This window comes from Pseudomonas fluorescens (assembly GCF_018614775.1).
GTDB classification, from domain to species: Bacteria; Pseudomonadota; Gammaproteobacteria; order Pseudomonadales; family Pseudomonadaceae; genus Aquipseudomonas; species Aquipseudomonas fluorescens_BY.
The window spans coordinates 80,935-94,675 of the sequence record NZ_JAGGOF010000025.1 but is presented as its reverse complement, the minus strand read 5'-3'; the positions used below and the strand labels follow the sequence as shown (position 1 = coordinate 94,675).

Sequence of the window (13,741 nt, the reverse complement as noted above, 5' to 3'; positions counted from 1 at the left end):
CGGCCCCTAATGTAAACCTTGTACAAGCATGTCGTCGGGTTTTGCCGAGACCCCTTGTCAGACAGGAAGTGCAACGCCAGCCGTCATGGATATGCAGGCTGGCCTCAGGAAATAACAATAAAGGCGGGTCAGCCATGTTCAAACATTCGAAAGTTCGTCAAGCGGGGCTCATTCTCTTTGCCACGACGCTGCTGTTGATTTTGCCGAATATCACCAAGGTGATCGGCTAGGTCGTACGCGCCGCCGCATTTCTTCAAGTGCGTATCGCCAAAAATGTGCTGGGCTCGCTGTTCGAGTCGCGGTGGCTGTGCCAATCTTTGCTGCCCTCCTCGACATGGAAAGCGCCCCACTTGAAAGCTCTCATCATGCTCGGGGCGTTGCTGCTCAGTACGCCCTTGTACGCCGCGCAGCTGGTGCTGGAACTGGGTGAGAACGCGCGCACCTGGCAAACCGAAGCGCTGCTCAAGCACCCCGAAGCCCGGACGGTCCAGATCCCCGAGGACGTGTCCTACAAGAAACCGATGAGCTATCGCGCCGTGCCGCTGGCCGCGCTACTGAAAGGCGTCCAGCCCACCGACCACTTGCAGGCCATTGCCCTGGACGGCTTCGCTGCCGAGATGCCGGCCGCGCCACTGCTCAACAGCAGCGGTGCCCAAGCCTGGTTGGCGATTGAAGACCCGGCGAACCCTTGGCCGTCGCTGGGTGAGGGCAAGTCCAGTGCCGGGCCGTTCTATCTGGTCTGGACCGATCCTCAGGCCGGCCATATCAGCCCCGAACAATGGCCGTACGCGGTAGCCACCATCAAACGACTGCGGTCGGTGGCCGAACGCTTCCCCGCCCTGCTGCCGGCACCCAATCTCGCCAAGGACGATCCGGTCAACCAGGGTTTCGCATTGCTCCAGAAGCATTGCCTGGCGTGTCATCGGCTCAATGGCGCAGGTGATGCGCAGTTCGGTCCTGACCTGAACATTCCCTTCAATCCGACCGAATACTTCTCCGGGGATTTCCTCAAGCGCTACATCCGCGACCCGCAGGGCCTGCGTCGCTGGCCCCAAGGCAAGATGCCAGGGTTTTCGGCGACGGTGTTACCGGACTCGGAGCTGGACCTGCTGGTGGGCTATCTGAAGCACATGGCGGGACGTAAGCAAGGCCAATAAGCCATCGCAGGCACGCCTTGCCTCCATGGCGGCTTGCCTCACACATGAAAACGGCCGACCCATGGGTCAGCCGTTATTCTGGTTGCAGGGGTGAACGATCAGGCTTGCAGCCGCCGGATCTCCTGCTTGACCCCCCAACCTTCGATCACGCCACCCAAGGGTTCGACGACCGCCTCGAAGTCTTGCTCGAAGTCTCCGATGTCATCGTAGGTCGCGTACATCACCCGGCTCAATTCAAGCGACCAGGCCCCGTCGTCCCGTGCACTGATCTGCGCGTTCAATGATTCCCCCCGAAAATGACCTGCCGCCCTGCGCGCCCGCTCCTCGTCCGGGAAAATGGCGTAGAACTCGATGGGATGGAATCGGGAGAAATCGAAACCGCCTTCTTTCATGCGGCGCAACACGCTGGTGCTGATGTCTTCTTGATAGGCTGTGCTCATGAATCGTCCTCCTAACTGATGGATAGACTTTCCGTCTTCCCGTGCACGCCACCCGCAGGTCGCATGCGCTACGGCCTCAAACTGCCGTCGGGACACAAGCATGTAGCTGACAAGACCGGACCTTGGTGATCCTTTCGCTGATCTCGATTGCAGAGTAGCTTCAAGTGAGGGCCGCTGCCAAGCGAGGCCAGCCAAGGATTTCATGAAATCGGTGTAATGCTGATGATTTCGATGCTGTGCTGGGACTTGAGGCTCTTGACCGTCGGGTCTTCGGTACGCCCTTCCAGGTCATTGAGATCCAGCTTGGCGGGCACCGGAAGCAGCCGCTCGCGAATCAGTTGTGCCGCCTGCTCCATCGTGGGCTCCTGGTCATAGTCGAACTGCTCGGCGATGGCTTCGCCATGATCATCCACGAAAGTGATTTCCCACTTTTGCATCGGTGTCTCCTTGATCGATTCAGGGCCTGGATTACCTTTATCTCGACATTGAGGCCTGAACATTCGTTCCACCGGGTGGTTGGACGGCGCGCATGAAAAGACCGCCTCATGGGCGGTCTCGTGGGAAGCCAGCGGCGGTTATTTCTCGGCGCGTTCCTTCAGGGCTTTCAAGGTATTGAACGGCGCATCGACCACGAACTTGTTCGCCAACCAGGACGGGACATCGCCCCCTGGCTCGGTGTGGACCTGGTAGGTTACCTCGATCTGGTCCGCCCCCTTGGGCGTGAATTTCCAATAGCCGTCGACTTGGGCAACCCGCACAAAGCCTTTTTCTTCCGGCAGGTAGGTGGGCACGCCTTTGAGCTTGCGGGTCAGGCTGCCATCGGCGCCCTCCTCGGTGGTGACTTCCAGCACCGAGTCGCGGGACGTTACAGGCCACGGCGTGTTGAACTGGGTTGTAGGTCCAGCTCTGATTGCCTTCGTGCTTGAGCAGCTTCTGGCTCTTGCATTCATGAATCCAGGCACAGGCGCCAGCGACGTCTTCCTGTAGCGCGCGCAGCTTGGCCATGGTGGTTTTCATCACGGTCACGCCGCGATAGGCCTTGTACTTGGAGCCGGTCACTTCGCTGAGTGAAACCTTGATGCCGTCCTGCTCCTTGGCAACCTGCCAGTCTTGCGCCTGGGCGGTTGCGGTTGCCATCAACACAGTCAACCCACACAACACGGCCATACGATGCAGCGAACCCATAATTTTTTTCCTTATTGTTCGTTCGTTTGAATTGCGACATTGCCCCATTACGCAGCGGTGACCTGCTCCCACCAACCGATCAAGCGGATGGCTTCCTCACTGCTGCTGCCGCAGACTTCGACGTCGGCATCGAACGCCGAGCACACCGCAGGACGCTGCGGCTGGCCGAAAATCCGGCACAGATTATCGACCGACAACTGCGCGCAACGTTCTCCCGCCGGCTTGCCTTGGGGCATGCCTGGGATCGGCGAGCTGATGGAAGGGGCGATGCAGCAGGCGCCACAGCCCTCACGGCACTTCATGACGACAACATCCTCACGATGGTAATGGTTGCTAACAGAACACAGAGTAACGGCTAAAACACCTGTTTTAAATTACCGTCCGGGGGTTTTTTCGTCCGCAGCGCAGATGACCCAACGGTCAGCGACAAACTGCATGATGGATCATTGCTTGAATTCGAATTCCAGCGCAGCGCCTTCCACTTCACTGCGCTCCGGATTGCGTAGCGGCAGCTGCATCTCGTTGCTCAGCAATCGGCCGTTGAGCTGGAAGGGGCCAGGTTTCTGGTCGAACATCGACGGCAATAGCGGCTCGTGCTTGGGCGACACGACCTTACCCGGTGGCTGCAATTGCTCGACCATTTCACGGGGCAGGCTCAAGTCCAGCCTGGCCGGCGGCAATGGGGTCTTGGCGACCTCATGGGCGGATTTGCTCTTGGAAGTGATGGGCGCGCGTTTCTTCTTGACCGGGGCTGTTTTTTTAGCAGGAGCCTTTTTGGTCTCCGCGGTTTTTTTCGACGTCTCTCTGGTAGCGCTGGAGAGCGTTTTCTCCTGCACCGAAGCCGCCACGACACCTTGCGTATGGAACGCGCTCAGCAGGCCGATCAAAACCCAGGCAGCAGGGGCAATGGTTTTCATAAAACACAATGGCAGTTACGGCAGAAGCCCTCATGCTCGCCTGATAATGAGGCGCTGACAAGCAAATCAGGTTAAACCATTGATTTCTATAAAAAACCGTTCGCCGTTTCTTGGCACAACTGGGTGGCCAATAGCCCCAATGTCATCAACGCCCGCTCTGCCTCGCGGTTCCAGGGCGTGCCGCAGTTCAGACGGATGCAATGGTTGAACTGCTCGGTATTACTGAAGATCAACCCTGGGGCGATGCTGATGCCCTGTTGCAACGCCCGGACATGTAACTCCTGGGTGTTGACCCGCCCCGGTAGGCTGACCCACAGGATGAACCCGCCAGTGGGACGACTCATTTGCGTGCCTTCGGGGAAGTATTGCTGCACCGCCAACTGGAACGCGCTGAGGTTCTTGCGATACTCCTGGCGGATATGGCGCAAGTGCCGGTCGTAGCCGCCATTTTCCAGGTACGCCGCAATGCCCATCTGCGTGACGCTGCACGCCGAGTGGGTACTGAAGGTCTGGAGCCGCTGTATCTCCTGCTGGAATTTCCCCGCGATCATCCAGCCAATGCGTACGCCCGGCGACAAGGTCTTGGAAAAACTCGAACAGTAGATGACCCGGTCCAGCCGGTCGTAAGCCTTGAGGGCCTTGGTGCGCCCCTGCTCGAACATCAGCTCGCCGTAGATATCATCCTCGACAATCTGGATGTCGAAATCCGACGCCAGGCGCAGCAGTTGTTTTTGGCGCTCCTCGGGCATGGTCCCGCCCAACGGGTTGCTCAGGCGCGTGGTCAGCACCAGCGCCTTGATCGACCACTGGTTGGCCGCCAGTTGCAACGCTTCAAGGCTCATGCCGGTAACCGGGTCACTGGGAATCTCAATGACCTTGAGACCCAGCAGATCCGCCAGCTGCAACAGCCCGTAGTAGGTCGGCGACTCGGCGGCGATCAGGTCCCCTGGCCGGGTCAGTACGCGCAAGGACATTTGCAGGGCATCGACACAACCGTGGGTAATCACCACCTCGGAGGGATCCACCACCACGCCGGCATCACGCATCCGAATCGCCACCTGGCGGCGCAACGGCTCGAAGCCTGGGCTGAACATGTAGCTGAACGCCCGTGGGCTGTGGAAGCGCGTGACCTTCGCCAACTGCTGGTGCAAGGCCCGCACTGGTAGGTAATCAACGCTTGGTACGGCCGCCCCCAAGGGAAACACCCCTTCGCGACGCGACTCGACCAACACCTGCTGGATGATGCTGCTGCGGGTCACCAGCCCCGGGCGCTCGACCCGTGCGATGTCCGGCGTCGGCGCCGTCAGGGCCGGCGTCTGGTGCACGTAGTAACCCGATTGCGGCCGCGCGCGAATCAGGCCCTGGTCTTCAAGGTTCGCGTAGGCCTGCAACACGGTGGCGTGGCTGACGTTGAGCTGCGAGCTCATCTTGCGCACCGAAGGCACACGTTCACCGGGCTGGTACACGCCGCGGCGGATGTCTTCGGCCAACTGTTGAGCAATACGCTGATAGAGCAGGAGGTTGGTCATGACGCAGCACTCGATTTCACGGGCATTTTATTCTTGTGGGAAACGATACCGGAACAGTTTAGAAGTGTACTGGGACAGTTGCCAGATTACTCGACCGTACAGTGCAGTGACAGCCCCAACTGTACTGACTCCCTATTCGCAGGGCTAAAAAAACCCGGCACCTTTGAAGGGCCGGGTTTTCCAGTGACGCCGCCCTCAGCGGGCGGCGCCGAGCTGGCCTTTTTCGTCGGAGAACACGATCTCGACACGACGGTTCTGGGCCCGGCCACGCTCGGAAGCGTTGACGTCCACCGGGTATTCATCGCCGTAGCCTTCGACTTGGATGCGCTTCTCTTCAATGCCCAGGTCCACCAGCACATCCGCCACCGCCTGCGCGCGGTCACGGGACAGCTTGAGGTTCTCCTGCCTGCCGCCGGTGCTGTCGGTATAGCCTTCGATGCGCACCACGCGCTTGGGATTGAGCTGCAGGAACTGCACGATCTTCAGCACGACCCGATTGGCCGAGTTCTTCAACTCGGCTTCGCCAGTGTCGAACAGCACATCCCCCAACGTCATCACCAGCCCCCGATCGGTCTGGGTGGTGGCCATTGCCATGATCTGTTCTTCAAGCCACTTGCCTTGCTGCTGCACGCTCAGCAGCTTGGACTCGCGCAAAGCCAATTGCAGTCGCTGGCGCTCCAGCTCGAGCTTGGCAGCGCGCTCTTCGTTGAGCACCTGATTGCTGTGCTCCCGGGCGATCGCACTGTAGCGCTGGCTCAGGTAGGCGTAGTGCTGCACATCTTCACCGCTGCCCCAGTAGGTGGACAGGCGATCGGCGCGGGCCAGGGACTCACCGGCGCGAATCACATCCTTGGGGGCGGCACGCAATACGTTGGCGTCTTCCTTGACCTTCTGGAAATCGGCGCTGGCCTGATCAAGCGCAGCTTCGCTGCGCTGGCCCGCGCAACCATACAGACTGGCGAGGCCTGAGAGGACCAGGCCGCCGAGGACATGAGAGCGCTTCATTGGGCATCCTCCCTCAGCTGTTTGCGCAAGCGCTTGATACGCGTGACGAGCACATTCAGTTGCTCCTGGCTCTTGAGGGTCAGCACCTTCGCTTCGGCCAGGCGGGCATCCAGCTCAGCCTGCTCGGCGCGCATGCGGGCCTTCTTGTAGGACTCGTCGGCCATGTTCGATTTGGCCCGGGCGAACTTTTCTTCAGCCAGTTTCAACTCAGGTACTTCGTCGGCGTTGGCGCCCACGGCCCGGGCTTGCTCCAAGGCCTGTTCAGTCAGGCGGATCTGTTCATTCGGCGCCGGATCGGCTGCGCAACCCGCCAGAGCCAGAACGGCCAGGGCAGCGAAAAGAGGTCGAATAGTCACTAATGTTCCCTACTGTTTTGGGGCACCAACGGGTGGCGGCAACTGGGTGTTCCAACGCTCGAGATTGCGCTGTAACACAGCCTCCGTCAGGCCGGACGCGGCCAATTCTGTCATCTTTTGCGCCAGCTGTCCGCGCAACCATGGGTCGTTGCAGGCGGAGTTATGGGAAACCGCGAGGAACAGCCCGGGTTTATCCACCGGTTGCGGTGCGGCTTGCAGGTCGTTCGCCATGCCCAGTGTCTGCGCCATCGCCAGGCCCGAATAGCGCCCTGCGAGGACGTATTCCACCTCTCCCAGCAGCAATTTCTGAAAGGCCTGGGTCAGGTTGGGTGTACGGGTCAGGGACAATTGCTGCTCGGCAAAAACGCCGAATCCTGCAGTCATACGAGACTTTTCCGACAAGGCGCCGGGATGTCCGTGAAGATCCTCCGGCCGGTTGATGATCAGCGTCGAATCCTTGCGGGTCCAGACCAGGTAATCGTTCTCCAGTAATGGAGGATGAACATAGTCCAGGGCTTCGAGCCCGGTCGTGGTCAGAGGCGTGTCGGTGAACAAGTCCATGCGTCCACTGCGCACCTCGTCCAGTGCCTGGGCACGCTTGCCGGCATAAAGCAGTTCGATCTTGATCCCCAGCTCCGCAGCAACTTGCACCAGCAGATCGGCGCCGGCACCAATCAGATGCTTGGGGTCCTGGGGATCTTGCCAGAGATACGGCGGCGCATCCGGGCTGCCTGTGGCGATCAGTCGCTCACATTTGCCCAGCGCTAGGACTTGCGTAGAGACCGCAGGCAAACCCAACAGTAGCGACAGCGCAACGATGTAAAACCTGTCCATATCTAAATCCTGTGCAGATACCGGTTTGAAAAAGCGGATGCCGCTAGGCAGTTATGATCTCTGTTCCCAGAGGAAAATGTCACGGGCACGGACAAGTATCAAAAACACAAAACCTCGCCACAGATCAGACGTCAGCCAGATACAACTCAAACGAGCGCTCCATCTTGGATGCCGGTCGGAAACTTGACGTAACACTGAAGACTCCCTTGCGAATCACCCCTCATCTACGCTGTAGATTCCGCTGACAGGTAACCGATCACCGGATCCTACGTAGTGTGAACAACAAAAAACGTGAGGAACAGAAAAATGAATAACTCCCATCTTGATGTTCGGGATTTCGGGGCCGTGGGCGATGGTATAACCGACGACACCCTCGCATTTCAACAGTGTTCCGATGCCGCCTTCCTTGAAAACAAAGCCATTTCTGCATCGGGTCAGTTTCTGATAAAACAGCGAGTCCTGATCTATACAGACGTTGACTTTGCCAACGCTCATTTGATCTTGGAGTCCGGTGGCCTTGCGATCATGGAACATCCAGACCAGCGCAAACAGCTGAGTTTTTCTGGTGCCAAGGGCGATTTTGACCCCGCGCGGCTGAATTATCTGGGCACAGATCTCAGTGGCGTACTGCCCGCCGATATCATTGACGAGTACGCCGAAAGTTTTGTCGTAGTATCCAGTGACGATATTTATATTTTCCGCAATGGCGACACCAACACACCTCAAAAAAAAAGCACGGTCACACTGATGACCAAATACGGACGATTGATCTACCCGCTGAGCTTTGACTACTCCAAGTCCTCAACGGCAAAAATCAAATTGCGCAAGCTTCCGCAAAGTAGACTAAGGATCAAGGCACCGTCCATGGACGTCCAAGGGCCGGTCACTTTCCCGATTTTTCAGGTAAGTCGTGATTTGGTCGATGTGATCGGCTTTCGTTGTATCTGCAAGGTGTTTGACGACGACCCTTATTATGCCCTCACCAGCTGCAACGATTGTTACAGTGTTTCCTTCTTCGGCATCAACTTACCTGGCTATGGGTGGCCGGCTTACCAGCCAGGAATTTCTCCAAAAGCCGTCTATGACGTGATTCTCAATACGTGTTTAAAAATAACCTTCTCTAATATCTCGGGAAATACCGGATGGAAGACCATTGACGGCAATAACATTCGTAACATCAGTGTCACCGACTCCGAACTGGAAGCCTTCCACTGTCACTTCAATGCTCAGGACATTCAGGTCAGAAATTGCGTCTTCCATGGAAAAGGTTGCTCGTTTGGTACGGGCAGCGACGACTCCGTCATCGAAATACTCGACTGCAAGTTCATGACACGCTCTTGGAGTGCCTTGGGCATGCGCACCGATTATGGTGAACTGCGAGGGAGGCTGATCGTAGAGAACTGCACTTTTCAGTTCGTGGATAAAGCGCAGACGCGAACCACATGCATTCTGGTCCTTGACGACAGCGCTATAGGCCTGGCGGATCAGCCAGAAACTTACGCACTACCTTCGAACATTATTATTAGAAACATAAAAATTTTCAGCAAACAGGCCTGCGAACTGATCAGTTTTCCCACCGAAGACCACTATAGCCCCCAGCGGAAATTGCTGCCTCCAAGAAACATCTCTATCAGCGGCGTAGACGCCACGACAGCACAAGGTGGCATCTCATTTGACTATGCTTTCCTCCCTTTCAACGGTGCTGATTCCGAGATCGTCAATATCAGGCTTGAAAAAATAAGAATGCCGCCATCGCGCGGATTTGTATTGCGCGTTGGCGCAGCGGACACCCGCCAAAGCAAAGTTCATTATCATTTGAAAGTGATTGATGCCGACGCAATTTATGGCTTCTTGATGGGTAGCAAAAAATCAGAGATCCATATCCGCGACTCCAGCGCCACTCGTCTCAGATGCTATTGGGGTGGGCACGCCCAGCTAAAGGGTTTGAGCCTTGACAATGTAGTCGTGAAGCTCGGAAGCAACTACAACGATAATGATATTTCGCTGGACACCCCTCAAATTGGTTTTGTCAGTGTTGTTAACTGCGTTTTCGATGCGTCTGCCTATAAAGCGGCCACAGGACGCACTTTAAGTCTGGGTAGCTCAACAGCTCATCGGTCAGCCAACAACGTTGCGATTGACTGCTACGGGACCCATGACAATGAGAACTTCGACAGCCTCGGAAGAAAGCCGATTATCCCAGGCCTGGGACGTCCTTTGAATTATACGGTTGGGCCTGACGGTCTTCTGGTCAGAAACTGGCCCTGAGGATCTACTCCCCTTTCAACAGGCATAAAAAAGTCCGATGCCAACGATCTGGCATCGGACTTCCCAGCGAGCCCAGCATCTGCTCGGATGAGCTGCATCAGAACCAAAAGCCCGGAGCTTTATTCAGATCAGACCAGCTTCTCCAATTCAGGGATTGCTTCAAACAGATCCGCCACCAGGCCGTAGTCGGCCACCTGGAAGATCGGTGCTTCTTCGTCCTTGTTGATCGCAACGATCACCTTGGAGTCTTTCATGCCGGCCAGATGCTGGATCGCGCCGGAGATACCGACGGCGATGTACAGCTGTGGCGCAACGATCTTGCCGGTCTGGCCGACCTGCATGTCGTTGGGTACAAAACCGGCGTCCACGGCGGCGCGGGAAGCACCGACGGCGGCGCCCAGCTTGTCGGCCAGGGCGTACAAGTGCTTGAAGTTGTCACCGTTCTGCATGCCACGGCCGCCGGAAACGACGATCTTGGCGGCGGTCAGTTCAGGACGATCGGACTTGGCCAGTTCTTCGTTGACGAAGCTGGAGATACCGGCGTCATGAGCAGTGCCTACGGCTTCGACAGCAGCCGAACCACCTTCAGCGGCAACCGGGTCGAAACCGGTGGCGCGGACGGTGATGACCTTGACCGAAGCGTTCGATTGCACAGTGGCAATGGCGTTACCGGCGTAGATCGGACGCTTGAAGGTGTCGGCGCTTTCTACCGAGATGATCTCGGATATCTGGTCGACGTCCAGGGCAGCGGCAACGCGCGGCAGGATGTTCTTGCCGTTGGACGTGGCGGCGGCCAGGATGTGGCTGTAGCCCTTGCCCAGCTCGGCGACCAACGGTGCAACGTTTTCCGGCAGTTGATGGGCGTAGGCGGCGTTATCGGCCGACAGCACTTTTGCCACGCCAGCGATTTTCGCAGCGGCTTCAGCCACGGCACCCACGCCTGCGCCTGCCACCAGGACGTGAACGTCGCCACCGATTTTGGCAGCGGCGGCAACGGTGTTCAGCGTGGCCGGCGCCAGCGCCTTGTTGTCGTGTTCAGCGATTACCAAGATAGTCATGTTTAGATTACCTTCGCTTCGTTTTTCAGTTTCTCGACCAATTCAGCCACCGACTTGACCTTGATGCCCGCGCTGCGTGCAGCCGGCGCTTCGACTTTCACGGTCTTGTTGGTGGAAGCGGTTGAAACGCCCAAAGCATCAGGCGTCAGCACTTCAAGCGGCTTCTTCTTGGCTTTCATGATGTTTGGCAGGGACGCATAACGCGGCTCGTTCAAACGCAGGTCGGTGGTGACGATGGCCGGCAGTTTCAGCGAAACGGTCTGCGCGCCGCCGTCGATTTCACGGGTCACGGCGACGCTGTCGCCGCTGACTTCAACCTTGGACGCGAACGTGCCCTGGCCGTAGCCGCTCAATGCAGCGAGCATCTGGCCGGTCTGGTTGTTGTCGCTGTCGATGGCCTGTTTGCCGAGGATCACCAACTGAGGCTGTTCCTTGTCGACAACGGCCTTGAGCAGCTTGGCCACGGCCAGGGAGGTCAGGTCTTCGGCGGATTCGACGAGGATGGCGCGATCGGCACCCAGTGCCAGCGCGGTGCGCAGTTGCTCCTGAGCGGTGGTCGGGCCGATGGAGACGACGACAATCTCAGTCGCAACGCCCTTTTCCTTCAGGCGGACGGCTTCTTCTACGGCGATTTCGCAGAAAGGGTTCATCGACATCTTGACGTTGGCGAGGTCGACGCCGGAGTTGTCCGCTTTGACGCGAACCTTGACGTTATAGTCGACCACTCGTTTGACAGCTACAAGAACCTTCATGGATTCCTCGTTACTCTCCGGTGAAAAGAAAGTCGCCTAGGCGAACCTGGCGGTTGATGCTCATGGGCGCAAGGGCACCTCTAAAAACGCCGGCATGAACCACACATGACCTGCTCACGGGAGTGAAGACCACGGGTCGGTGAGGACCGATGAGTCATTCAATATCGCGGCGTGTAAACTGCGCATCCGAGCCACGCAATATGTCACTTTGCTGCCTTCGCCCTGTCTTTAGAGGTGCTCTTGAAACCAACAGTCAGCCTACGGCGAGCGCAAAACCGACCGTATCTTGACCGGAACGCCTATTCCGGTCAATACGGCAAAATGGCCAGTCATAAGCCGTACGTCAGTGATTTATCTGGGCTGCGGCAATTTCAAACAAACGTTTGTATTGGACCCTGAGAGTGGTGTAGATATAATGCGCCGCCAAGAGAGAACGGCGTGTCATCCATTGTCGCTTTCGTCGACTTCGCGAAGGAAACAACGGATGCAACGCCAAACCTCCAATTAGAAAAACCGTGAGCCTTGAGTAGGAGATAGCCTGTGGAACGCGAATACATGGAATTCGACGTGGTCATCGTCGGTGCCGGCCCCGCTGGCCTGTCTGCCGCTTGCCGACTGAAACAGAAGGCCGCCGAAGCCGGTAAGGAAATCAGCGTCTGCGTGGTCGAAAAAGGCTCCGAGGTCGGTGCGCACATTCTCTCCGGCGCGGTGTTCGAACCCCGTGCCCTCAACGAGCTGTTCCCGGATTGGAAAGCACTTGGCGCGCCGTTGAACACCCCGGTCAAGCGCGATGACATTTATGTCCTGAAGAACGCCGACAGCGCGAGCAAAATCCCTGACTTCTTCGTGCCCAAGACCATGCACAACGAAGGCAACTATATTATTTCGCTGGGCAACCTGTGCCGCTGGCTGGCCCAGCAGGCCGAGAACCTGGGCGTGGAAATCTACCCGGGCTTCGCCGCCCAGGAAGCGCTGTTCGACGAGAACGGCGTGGTTCGCGGGATCATCACCGGTGACCTGGGTGTCGACCGTGAAGGCCATCCCAAAGAAGGCCTCTACACACCCGGTATGGAGTTGCGCGGCAAGTACACGCTGTTCGCCGAAGGCTGCCGTGGGCACATCGGCAAGCAACTGATCAAGCGCTTCAACCTCGCCAGCGACGCCGACGCCCAGCACTACGGCATCGGCCTGAAGGAAATCTGGGAAATCGACCCGGCCAAGCACCAACCGGGCCTGGTGGTGCACACCGCCGGTTGGCCGCTGGACATCATGGGCACCGAGAACACCGGCGGCTCGTTCCTTTATCACTTGGAAAACAACCAGGTGGTGGTCGGCCTGATCGTCGACCTGTCCTACAGCAACACCTACCTGTCGCCCTTCGACGAGTTCCAGCGCCTCAAGCATCACCCGGTGCTAAAGCAGTACCTGGAAGGTGGCAAGCGCGTCAGCTACGGGGCCCGCGCCATCTGCAAGGGCGGCCTGAACTCGCTGCCGAAAATGGTCTTCAAGGGCGGCGCGCTGATCGGTTGCGACCTGGGTACCCTGAACTTCGCCAAGATCAAGGGCAGCCACACCGCCATGAAGTCCGGCATGCTCGCCGCCGACGCGGTGGCCGATGCGCTATTCGCCGGCTCCGAAGGCGCCGACGAACTGACCACCTACGTCGACGCGTTCAAGGCCAGCTGGCTATATGAAGAGCTGTTCGCCAGCCGCAACTTCGGCCCGGCGATCCACAAGTACGGTGCGATCATCGGCGGCGGCTTCAACTGGCTCGACCAGAACATCTTCGGCGGCAAATTGCCGTTCACTCTGCACGACACCAAGCCCGACTACGCCTGCCTGAAGCTGGCGGCCGACTGCAAGAAGATCGACTACCCGAAACCCGACGGCAAGCTCAGCTTCGACAAGCTCAGCTCGGTGTTCATCTCCGGTACCAACCATGAAGAGGAACAGCCTTGCCACCTGAAGCTGACCGACCCGAGCATCCCGATCAGCAAGAACCTGCCGCTGTACGACGAACCGGCCCAACGCTATTGCCCGGCCGGCGTGTACGAAGTGGTCACCAAGGAGGACGGCGAAAAACGCTTCCAGATCAACGCCCAGAACTGCGTTCACTGCAAGACCTGCGACATCAAGGACCCTGCACAGAACATTACCTGGGTGACGCCTGAAGGCGCCGGTGGCCCGACTTATCCGAACATGTAAGCCGACTCGCTGAACAGCAAGGCTCCCTGAATGGG

At 58.0% G+C, this 13,741-nt stretch carries 13 protein-coding genes and 1 pseudogene; 3 read left to right on the top strand and 11 right to left on the bottom strand.

Annotated features, from left to right (window positions below; genetic code table 11):
• Positions 1 to 350: 350 nt before the first annotated feature.
• Positions 351 to 1,157 carry a c-type cytochrome gene (locus J7E36_RS07320; protein WP_215001365.1) on the top strand — a complete coding sequence of 269 codons (807 nt, stop codon included), beginning with the start codon at positions 351 to 353 and terminating at the stop codon, positions 1,155 to 1,157.
• A gap of 98 nt (positions 1,158 to 1,255) precedes the next feature.
• Here the strand turns inward: J7E36_RS07320 and J7E36_RS07315 are convergent, their stop codons facing one another.
• From J7E36_RS07315 to J7E36_RS07275, 9 genes and pseudogenes are all read right to left on the bottom strand, one after another.
• Positions 1,256 to 1,597, bottom strand: a complete 342-nt coding sequence (locus tag J7E36_RS07315) for a ribonuclease E inhibitor RraB (RefSeq protein WP_003179463.1) — start codon at positions 1,595 to 1,597, stop codon at positions 1,256 to 1,258.
• 200 nt (positions 1,598 to 1,797) lie between these two features.
• Positions 1,798 to 2,034 carry a hypothetical protein gene (locus tag J7E36_RS07310; RefSeq protein WP_215001363.1) on the bottom strand — a complete coding sequence of 79 codons (237 nt, stop codon included), beginning with the start codon at positions 2,032 to 2,034 and terminating at the stop codon, positions 1,798 to 1,800.
• Between the two features lie 138 nt (positions 2,035 to 2,172).
• A pseudogene (locus J7E36_RS07305) lies at positions 2,173 to 2,782 on the bottom strand (START domain-containing protein).
• A gap of 47 nt (positions 2,783 to 2,829) precedes the next feature.
• Entirely contained in the window at positions 2,830 to 3,084 is a 255-nt protein-coding gene (locus J7E36_RS07300) for a YkgJ family cysteine cluster protein (RefSeq protein ID WP_215001361.1), read from the bottom strand.
• A 141-nt stretch (positions 3,085 to 3,225) separates the two neighbouring features.
• Complete coding sequence (locus J7E36_RS07295) at positions 3,226 to 3,699, bottom strand: translation initiation factor 2 (RefSeq protein ID WP_215001359.1); 474 nt, start codon at positions 3,697 to 3,699, stop codon at positions 3,226 to 3,228.
• Positions 3,700 to 3,785: 86 nt separating this feature from the next.
• The gene (locus tag J7E36_RS07290; protein ID WP_215001357.1) at positions 3,786 to 5,228 is read right to left on the bottom strand and encodes a PLP-dependent aminotransferase family protein; all 1,443 of its coding nucleotides are present in this window, start codon (positions 5,226 to 5,228) and stop codon (positions 3,786 to 3,788) included.
• 195 nt (positions 5,229 to 5,423) lie between these two features.
• Positions 5,424 to 6,233, bottom strand: a complete 810-nt coding sequence (locus J7E36_RS07285; RefSeq protein WP_215001355.1) for an OmpA family protein — start codon at positions 6,231 to 6,233, stop codon at positions 5,424 to 5,426.
• Positions 6,230 to 6,589, bottom strand: coding sequence for a DUF4398 domain-containing protein (locus J7E36_RS07280; RefSeq protein ID WP_215001353.1), 360 nt, complete (start codon positions 6,587 to 6,589; stop codon positions 6,230 to 6,232). The genes J7E36_RS07285 and J7E36_RS07280 overlap by 4 nt, the downstream gene beginning before the upstream one ends.
• A gap of 9 nt (positions 6,590 to 6,598) precedes the next feature.
• Positions 6,599 to 7,423 carry a substrate-binding periplasmic protein gene (locus J7E36_RS07275; RefSeq protein ID WP_215001351.1) on the bottom strand — a complete coding sequence of 275 codons (825 nt, stop codon included), beginning with the start codon at positions 7,421 to 7,423 and terminating at the stop codon, positions 6,599 to 6,601.
• Positions 7,424 to 7,729: 306 nt separating this feature from the next.
• On the opposite strand from J7E36_RS07275, the gene J7E36_RS07270 reads away from it, so the two are divergent.
• Positions 7,730 to 9,691 (top strand): glycoside hydrolase family 55 protein, encoded by a 1,962-nt coding sequence (locus J7E36_RS07270; RefSeq protein ID WP_215001349.1) that lies wholly within the window; start codon positions 7,730 to 7,732, stop codon positions 9,689 to 9,691.
• Between the two features lie 128 nt (positions 9,692 to 9,819).
• Here J7E36_RS07270 and J7E36_RS07265 read toward each other — a convergent pair whose 3' ends face one another.
• Both J7E36_RS07265 and J7E36_RS07260 read right to left on the bottom strand, forming a co-directional pair.
• A complete protein-coding gene (locus J7E36_RS07265) occupies positions 9,820 to 10,749 on the bottom strand; it encodes an electron transfer flavoprotein subunit alpha/FixB family protein (RefSeq protein ID WP_215001347.1) in 930 nt (309 codons plus the stop codon).
• A 2-nt stretch (positions 10,750 to 10,751) separates the two neighbouring features.
• On the bottom strand, positions 10,752 to 11,501 hold the full coding sequence (locus tag J7E36_RS07260) for an electron transfer flavoprotein subunit beta/FixA family protein (protein ID WP_028620627.1): 750 nt from the start codon (positions 11,499 to 11,501) through the stop codon (positions 10,752 to 10,754).
• A 540-nt stretch (positions 11,502 to 12,041) separates the two neighbouring features.
• On the opposite strand from J7E36_RS07260, the gene J7E36_RS07255 reads away from it, so the two are divergent.
• Positions 12,042 to 13,706, top strand: a complete 1,665-nt coding sequence (locus J7E36_RS07255; RefSeq protein WP_215001345.1) for an electron transfer flavoprotein-ubiquinone oxidoreductase — start codon at positions 12,042 to 12,044, stop codon at positions 13,704 to 13,706.
• Positions 13,707 to 13,741 lie beyond the last annotated feature (35 nt).

Excerpts from the sequence above, each read along its gene's own strand:
- J7E36_RS07270 (WP_215001349.1), top strand. The coding sequence starts at position 7,730 with ATGAATAACTCCCATCTTGATGTTCGGGATTTCGGGGCCGTGGGCGAT.
- J7E36_RS07265 (WP_215001347.1), bottom strand. The coding sequence starts at position 10,749 with ATGACTATCTTGGTAATCGCTGAACACGACAACAAGGCGCTGGCGCCG.
- J7E36_RS07285 (WP_215001355.1), bottom strand. The coding sequence starts at position 6,233 with ATGAAGCGCTCTCATGTCCTCGGCGGCCTGGTCCTCTCAGGCCTCGCC.
- J7E36_RS07310 (WP_215001363.1), bottom strand. The coding sequence starts at position 2,034 with ATGCAAAAGTGGGAAATCACTTTCGTGGATGATCATGGCGAAGCCATC.
- J7E36_RS07290 (WP_215001357.1), bottom strand. The coding sequence starts at position 5,228 with ATGACCAACCTCCTGCTCTATCAGCGTATTGCTCAACAGTTGGCCGAA.
- J7E36_RS07315 (WP_003179463.1), bottom strand. The coding sequence starts at position 1,597 with ATGAGCACAGCCTATCAAGAAGACATCAGCACCAGCGTGTTGCGCCGC.
- J7E36_RS07300 (WP_215001361.1), bottom strand. The coding sequence starts at position 3,084 with ATGAAGTGCCGTGAGGGCTGTGGCGCCTGCTGCATCGCCCCTTCCATC.
- J7E36_RS07275 (WP_215001351.1), bottom strand. The coding sequence starts at position 7,423 with ATGGACAGGTTTTACATCGTTGCGCTGTCGCTACTGTTGGGTTTGCCT.
- J7E36_RS07260 (WP_028620627.1), bottom strand. The coding sequence starts at position 11,501 with ATGAAGGTTCTTGTAGCTGTCAAACGAGTGGTCGACTATAACGTCAAG.
- J7E36_RS07295 (WP_215001359.1), bottom strand. The coding sequence starts at position 3,699 with ATGAAAACCATTGCCCCTGCTGCCTGGGTTTTGATCGGCCTGCTGAGC.